The organism is Bradyrhizobium sp. ORS 285 (genome assembly GCF_900176205.1).
GTDB lineage: Bacteria > Pseudomonadota > Alphaproteobacteria > Rhizobiales > Xanthobacteraceae > Bradyrhizobium.
Map to the genome: position 1 here is coordinate 5005041 of NZ_LT859959.1, position 5926 is coordinate 5010966.

The following is a 5926-nucleotide window of genomic DNA, read 5'->3' on the forward strand; positions in this document are numbered from 1 at the left end:
CGCGCCCCGGTCAGCCCGTCCGAACTTTCGGAAAGCGACCTCCGAGCTCGTCCGAAAATCCGGACAGCCGATCGGGGGCGTCCGGTCAGCGTCGATCCTGTGAGTGGTTCATCAGCCGCTGGATGGTCAGCCCCGCTCCTTGGGCGGGGTCTTCGGATCCAGCCGGCGTCGGCGCGCGCCAAGCCGCGACCGCCGGATGCGCCGCTTGCGGAACTCCAATCCGCACATCGCAACGTCGATGCTCTCGGCCGGCCGCCGCAGCCGGCGGTCGTGAAACCCGAGCCATTTCTCGACCTGACGCATCAGATTGCGGTCGTGTCCAAGACGCCGCAGCAGCTCCTCGCGCGTATGCAATGACGCGATGTCGACGATGTAGTCGAGCTGCTCCGTCGTGGTCCGGCCCACCAGCCGGGCATACTCACTCGCTATCAATAAAGTCACGACCCGCTCAGGCAAATGCGGCTCAGCCATTTCCCATTCCTAGACTTCGCCGTGCCTGCTTGCCGCTCCAGAGTCCCGGCCTTCCAACATGCGCAATCACGACGACCACCGATGCTCATCCGCCGTGCCGCTTCAAAGGCGCCACGGTCATCACCAAGGAGTGGCGTGCCGGCTCATCCCGGTCGACGCCTCCGCTCCTTACGAATAGACCGGCTCGACCACGTGCGGCCCCTGCTCCGGGCTGCGCCGTCCGGCCATGCTCGGCACGAGCGACGCCGTGATCTCCTGGGCGCGCATCGGCAGCACCGACAGCAGCGTGTCGCTCAGGCCGTGCGAGATCTCCGAGCAGCCCTGCAGATAGACCTGCGGCCGAAAGCCCGGGCTGGTCTGGAGGCGATAGTCGCGCTCCAGCGCGCTGCTCTCGATGTAGCGGCTGATCGGATCGAGAAAGGTCGGGATCGGCGACCGCTCATAGCCGGTTGCCAGCACGACTACGTCATAGGTTTCCCGATGCCGGACGTCCTCGTCCTTGTTAAACAGCTCGAGCGTAATCCCGTCCAAGCCGGCTTCGGCGCTGACGATCTCGCTGCGCGGATGGAGCGCAAGCTTTCGCTCGCCAGAGACGCGCTGCTGATAGGTCATACGGTAGAGCTGATCGAGCAGATCCGGATCGACCACGGCATAGTTGGTGTTGCGGAAGCTACTGATAATCGCGGCCCGCTGGCTCTGCTCGCGTGAATGGAAATAATCGGTGTAGTCCGGATTGAAGATCTCGTTGACGAACGGGCTGCTGTCCGACGGCTTGAGCGCATGTCCGCGGAACACGAGATCGATCCGCACATCCGGATGCCGCTCGCTCAGATCGAGCGTGACCTCCGCAGCACTCTGGCCGCCGCCGATCACCGCGACGCGAGGCGCCCTCCCCTTCATCTCGCCGATGACCGGCGATTCGAGATAGCCGCTCGTATGCACCATCCTGCGATCGCCGGCGATCGCCCGGAACATGGCGGGGACATGTGGCACGCCACCGACAGCGGCGACAAGGTTCCGCGCGACGCGCGACTGCTCCGTTCCGTCCTGCGTCCGGGTCACTACGCGAAGCGCGGCGACCGACTGGCCGGAGCTGACCGGCTCGACGGCGACCACCGTCTCGCCATACGCGACCATGCTGCCGAACTGGCCCGCGACCCAGCCCAGATAGTCGTTGAACTCGATGCGGCTCGGATAGAACGTCCTGCAATTGGTGAAGTCGAGCAGCCGTCCCGATTTGTGCAGATAGTTGATGAAGGTGAACGGGCTGGTCGGATCACGCAGCGACACAAGATCCTTCAGGAACGAAATCTGCATGTTGCTGCCGGGGAGCAGCATGCCGCCATGCCATTTGAAGTTGGGCTGCCGCTCCACGAACAGCGCGCGGCAGCTCTGCCGCTGATGCCTGGCGCAATCGTCGAGCGCGATCGCCAGCGCCAGGTTGGACGGCCCGAAGCCGACGCCGACGACATCATATTCCGATGCGAGTTGATAGGACATGAGGTGATGCTCCGTCAGCGTTGGGTCTCGAGGACAGCGTCCTTGGCTGCCGGCTGCCACAGCCGATCGCCGAAGAAACGTTCACGAAGCAACATGACCAGGGTTGCTCGCTTGTGCGGGAAGTCGAAAGTCTTGATCTGGGAAAAGCCGGCGCGATCGAGGTTGCGCAGCTGCTGAACGTGGGCGGCCGCGGGCTCACCGACGATGCGCATGGTGCGGGGATCGTCGAGGAACATGTAGTGCATGAGCGAGGGCAGCCATGCGGTGATGAAGTCCCGGCCGCGAAACGCGTCCTCGCCGACGATGACATGCCAGCCGCGATCATGGTCGCCGGCGTCGTAGAACGGCGCGATCCGGTTCTCCTTGGCCCAATACAGCTCGAAATAGCCGAATGGCCGCTCGCCGAAGCAGCCGATCAACGGCAGCATGTGCGGGTCCGCCAGGATCTTGGAGAGATACTGGCGGTGCTTGTCGAGGTCTCCGGCCTCGTTCCAGAACGCATCCACCCTGGGATCGTTGAGCCAGCGGTGGACGAGCGCGAGATCCCGCTCGACGTGGACGACACGAAAGCTGATCACTTCCGAGAGCCAGGGGATAAAGCGGCCATAAACGCGGCCGGCCGGCTTCGGCGGCCGTCGCGGATGCCGTTTGCCGTCGCTCATCACATAGGACAGCGGATAGGACGGCCGCGCCGCATCCGTCAGCCAGCTCTCCCGCCGCTGCATCAGCATCTCCGGCAGCAACACCGGCGCGCCATCCACCAGCACCACGAGGCCGTCGCGCGCCAGCTCCGATGCGGTCGCCTGCCGCTCTCCGAGATCGAGCACGAGCTGTTCAAGCGACGGATGCCAGCCAAACAGCGCTTCGGCCGCGGCGGATAGCCCGCGTCCCATTTGGCGGGAATCGCCAGGACCGCTCGAGACAGCCAGCACGCCTCGCTCACTGTCGAACCGAAGCGACAGCAACGCCTCACCGTCGGCCATCACGCGGATGCTTGCATTGTCGCGGACGACCGACAGCGCGAGATCGGCGCCGGCCTGAAAGGTCCCTCCTCCGTCGACTCTCGCATCGATTCTTGCATCGAAGCGCGCGCTTGCGTTCATCTGCCCCTCACTCTGTTGCCCTGCGCGAGCTTCACCACCGTCCGCTCCCGTTCAGGATGTAAATTTGTCCAAGCGTCCAAGACAAGCCGGCCGGCGCTCTCTCGATCTAGATTAGTTACAAAGCGGCGAGCTCACGCCCGCGTCGGCTCGCGTGACGCGACGTCGTCTTTGACTCGTGACTTCGGCGAACGCTTCGCCCGCGGCACTTCGCCGCGTCGCGCAGGTTCATCCTCTTCGATCCGTCCATTGCGCAGCCGAACGATCCGGTCGGCGCAGTGGAAGTAGCGGTCATCGTGCGAGATCACGATGATGGTCTTTCCCAGCCGCTTCAGGTCGGCGAGCAGCTCGGTATAGAAGATGTGGCGGAATGCCGGGTCCTGATCGGCGGCCCACTCGTCGAAGACGAGCACCGGACGTTCCTCGATCCAGGCATTGATCAGCGCGAGACGCTTGCGTTGGCCAGTCGACAGGTCGGTGGTCGAGAATGCTCCGTTGTCGACCGAGACCTTGTGCGCGAGCTCGAGACGGTCGAGATAGCGCTGCGCGAAATCCGGCGTGGCGCCACTCTGCTGGAGCAGCGTGTCGAACAGGTAATAATCGGAGAACACCGTGGTGAAGAGCTGACGGTAGTCGTCCCGTGTCTCGCTCACGACGGGCACGCCGTCACGCAGCAGCTCGCCGCCATCGGGGACATAGAGGCCGAGCAGCAGCTTGATCAGCGTCGTCTTGCCGCTGCCATTCTCGCCGACGATGAAGACGATCTCGCCGCGGCCGATGCGCAGATCCATCGGCCCGAGCACAAACGGCTTGTCACCGGCAGCCGGCGCGAAGGCATAGGAGACTCCGCGCAGCTCGATGGAGTCGATCTGCTCGCCGGTGGCTTGCACCGGGTCGGCGAGCAGGTCCTGCTCGGCGGTTGCGAAGCGCTCGGAGAGTTCGGCGATACGCCGCATCGCGACCTGCGCGCGTCCGAGCGAGGGCAGCATGCCGATCAGCTGATCGATCGGACCGCGCATGAACAGCAGCACCAGGACGAAGCCGCTCGAGACCGATGGTGGACTGTCCGGCCAGAGCAGCGGCCGCAGCACGAGCGCGGTGCCGATCACCAGGAACAGCAGCACCGTGCCGAGTGCGCGCGCGGTCACCAGCAGATTGATGGCGCTGATCTGAACGTCGCTGATCCGCTCGACGGTGCGCTGGATCAGGTCGACATGCACATGATGCCGCCGCGGCCGGTGCAGACGCAGCTCCTTGGCGCCCTCGGCGATCGTCCGGTAATGCTTCTGGAGATCGTCCTCATATTGGCGCGCGAGATTGAACCCGGACATGCCGCGCCGGCGCGCCAGAAAATGCGCAAAAGATCCGAGCGCGATCAGCGCCGCCACGACCAGGAACAGCGGCCAGGACAGCACGGCGAGATAGACCAGGCACCCGGCCACGATGACGCCGGAGACCAGGAAGGCCGGGAAGAAGAAGGCGAAATCGCTGATCGCATCGACGTCCTTCGTCAGCACGGGAATCAGCCGGTGTGTCCGGTAGGATTCCAGCTGATCGATCGGCGCCATGAGGATCTTGGCGGCCAAGGATTTGCGCAGCGAAGCGATGATGCGCTGGCCGACGACGTTGGCGCTGATATCAGAGCCGACCGATCCGACCACGATCAGCACGCACAGCCCGACAAACGAGGCGATCAGGCTGCCGACATCGTCGGAGCCGGCATAAAGGCCTCTGTTCACCACGGCGAGCAGGCTGGCGACGCTGGCGCCGCCGACGAGGCCAAGCAGAATGCCGCAGAGAACGAGCTTCCAGTACGGCCGCAGCAGGCTGCCGGCATGGACGATCCCGGGATTGGATGAGGTCGTCATCAGCAGCCGACTCCGGTTTGCTGGGCAAAGGCGAGCGCGAGCCGGGCGCCGATGTCGCCACGCGCCTGCAGCGCGTCCGGCACGACGTTGCCCATCCGCAGGAACTCGTGGATCATGCCGGGATAGATCTTCAGATCGACGGCAACGCCGGCCGCGAGAAGCCGCGCGGCATAGTCCCGTCCCTCGGCGACCAAGGGATCGAACTCGGGCAGCAGCAGCATCGCGGGCGCGACGCCGGACAGATCCGGCGCGGCCAGCGGCGCGAACCGCCAATCGGTCCGGTCGGCGTCATCGCGCAGATAGTGATTGAAGAACCAGTCCACGGTCTCGCGCTCCAGCAGAAAGCCGGAGCCGTATTTCGCGTAGGACTCGGTGACCTGCTGCGGGCTGAGGCCGGGATAGGCCAGCACCTGGAGCAGAGGTTGCGGCAAGGTGCTGTCGTCGCGGGCGGCGATGGCCAGCGCTGCGGCCAGCGTGCCACCCGCGCTGTCACCGCCGACCGTGATACGCTGAGGATCAAGGCCGGCCGCAGGCCCCTCGCGCCCGATCCAGGCGAGCGCGTCGACGCAATCCTCGAACGCGGTGGGAAACCGATGCTCGGGCGCAAGCCGGTAGCCGATCGACAGCACGGCCGCAGCGCTGTCGCTCGCAAGCCCGCGACACAGCGGCTGGTGCGAATCGAGGCTGCCGACGACGAAGCCGCCGCCATGCATGTAGAGCAGCACCGGCAGCGGCGCGGCGCAGTCGGGTATCCGCGGCGCATAGAGCCGGGCTGCGATCTCCGCGCCGTCGCGCATCGGCAGGGACAACTGCCTCTCATGCGAGAGCGGCGGCGGATCGACATCCAGCAGCGGCGACGAGGCGTCGAAATCAGCGCGCGCCTGTGCCGGTGTGAGCTGCGGAAACGGAATGCGCGCGCCGGATTCCGTGCCGAGCTGGATCATGTCGAGCAACGCTGCGATGTCGGGATGAAGGCCCATGATCACC

5 protein-coding genes are annotated in these 5926 nt (G+C 65.3%); all 5 read right to left on the reverse strand.

The genetic code is table 11. The annotated features are described in order from the left end of the window. Window positions 1-126: 126 nt before the first annotated feature. The 5 genes from BRAD285_RS22555 to BRAD285_RS22575 all read right to left on the reverse strand — a co-directional run bounded on the left by BRAD285_RS22555 (window position 127) and on the right by BRAD285_RS22575 (window position 5919). A complete protein-coding gene (locus BRAD285_RS22555) occupies window positions 127-471 on the reverse strand; it encodes a hypothetical protein (RefSeq protein WP_244422139.1) in 345 nt (114 codons plus the stop codon). Window positions 472-639: 168 nt separating this feature from the next. Then, window positions 640-1971, reverse strand: a complete 1332-nt coding sequence (locus BRAD285_RS22560) for a lysine N(6)-hydroxylase/L-ornithine N(5)-oxygenase family protein (RefSeq protein WP_035645636.1) — start codon at window positions 1969-1971, stop codon at window positions 640-642. Between the two features lie 14 nt (window positions 1972-1985). Then, window positions 1986-3074: a GNAT family N-acetyltransferase gene (locus BRAD285_RS22565; RefSeq protein WP_006610940.1), complete on the reverse strand. Its 1089-nt coding sequence runs from the start codon at window positions 3072-3074 to the stop codon at window positions 1986-1988. Window positions 3075-3205: 131 nt separating this feature from the next. Beyond that, the gene (locus BRAD285_RS22570; protein WP_006610941.1) at window positions 3206-4939 is read right to left on the reverse strand and encodes a cyclic peptide export ABC transporter; all 1734 of its coding nucleotides are present in this window, start codon (window positions 4937-4939) and stop codon (window positions 3206-3208) included. Then, the gene (locus BRAD285_RS22575; RefSeq protein ID WP_035645639.1) at window positions 4939-5919 is read right to left on the reverse strand and encodes an alpha/beta hydrolase; all 981 of its coding nucleotides are present in this window, start codon (window positions 5917-5919) and stop codon (window positions 4939-4941) included. Before BRAD285_RS22575 ends, BRAD285_RS22570 begins: the two co-directional genes overlap by 1 nt. Between the last annotated feature and the right edge of the window lie 7 nt (window positions 5920-5926).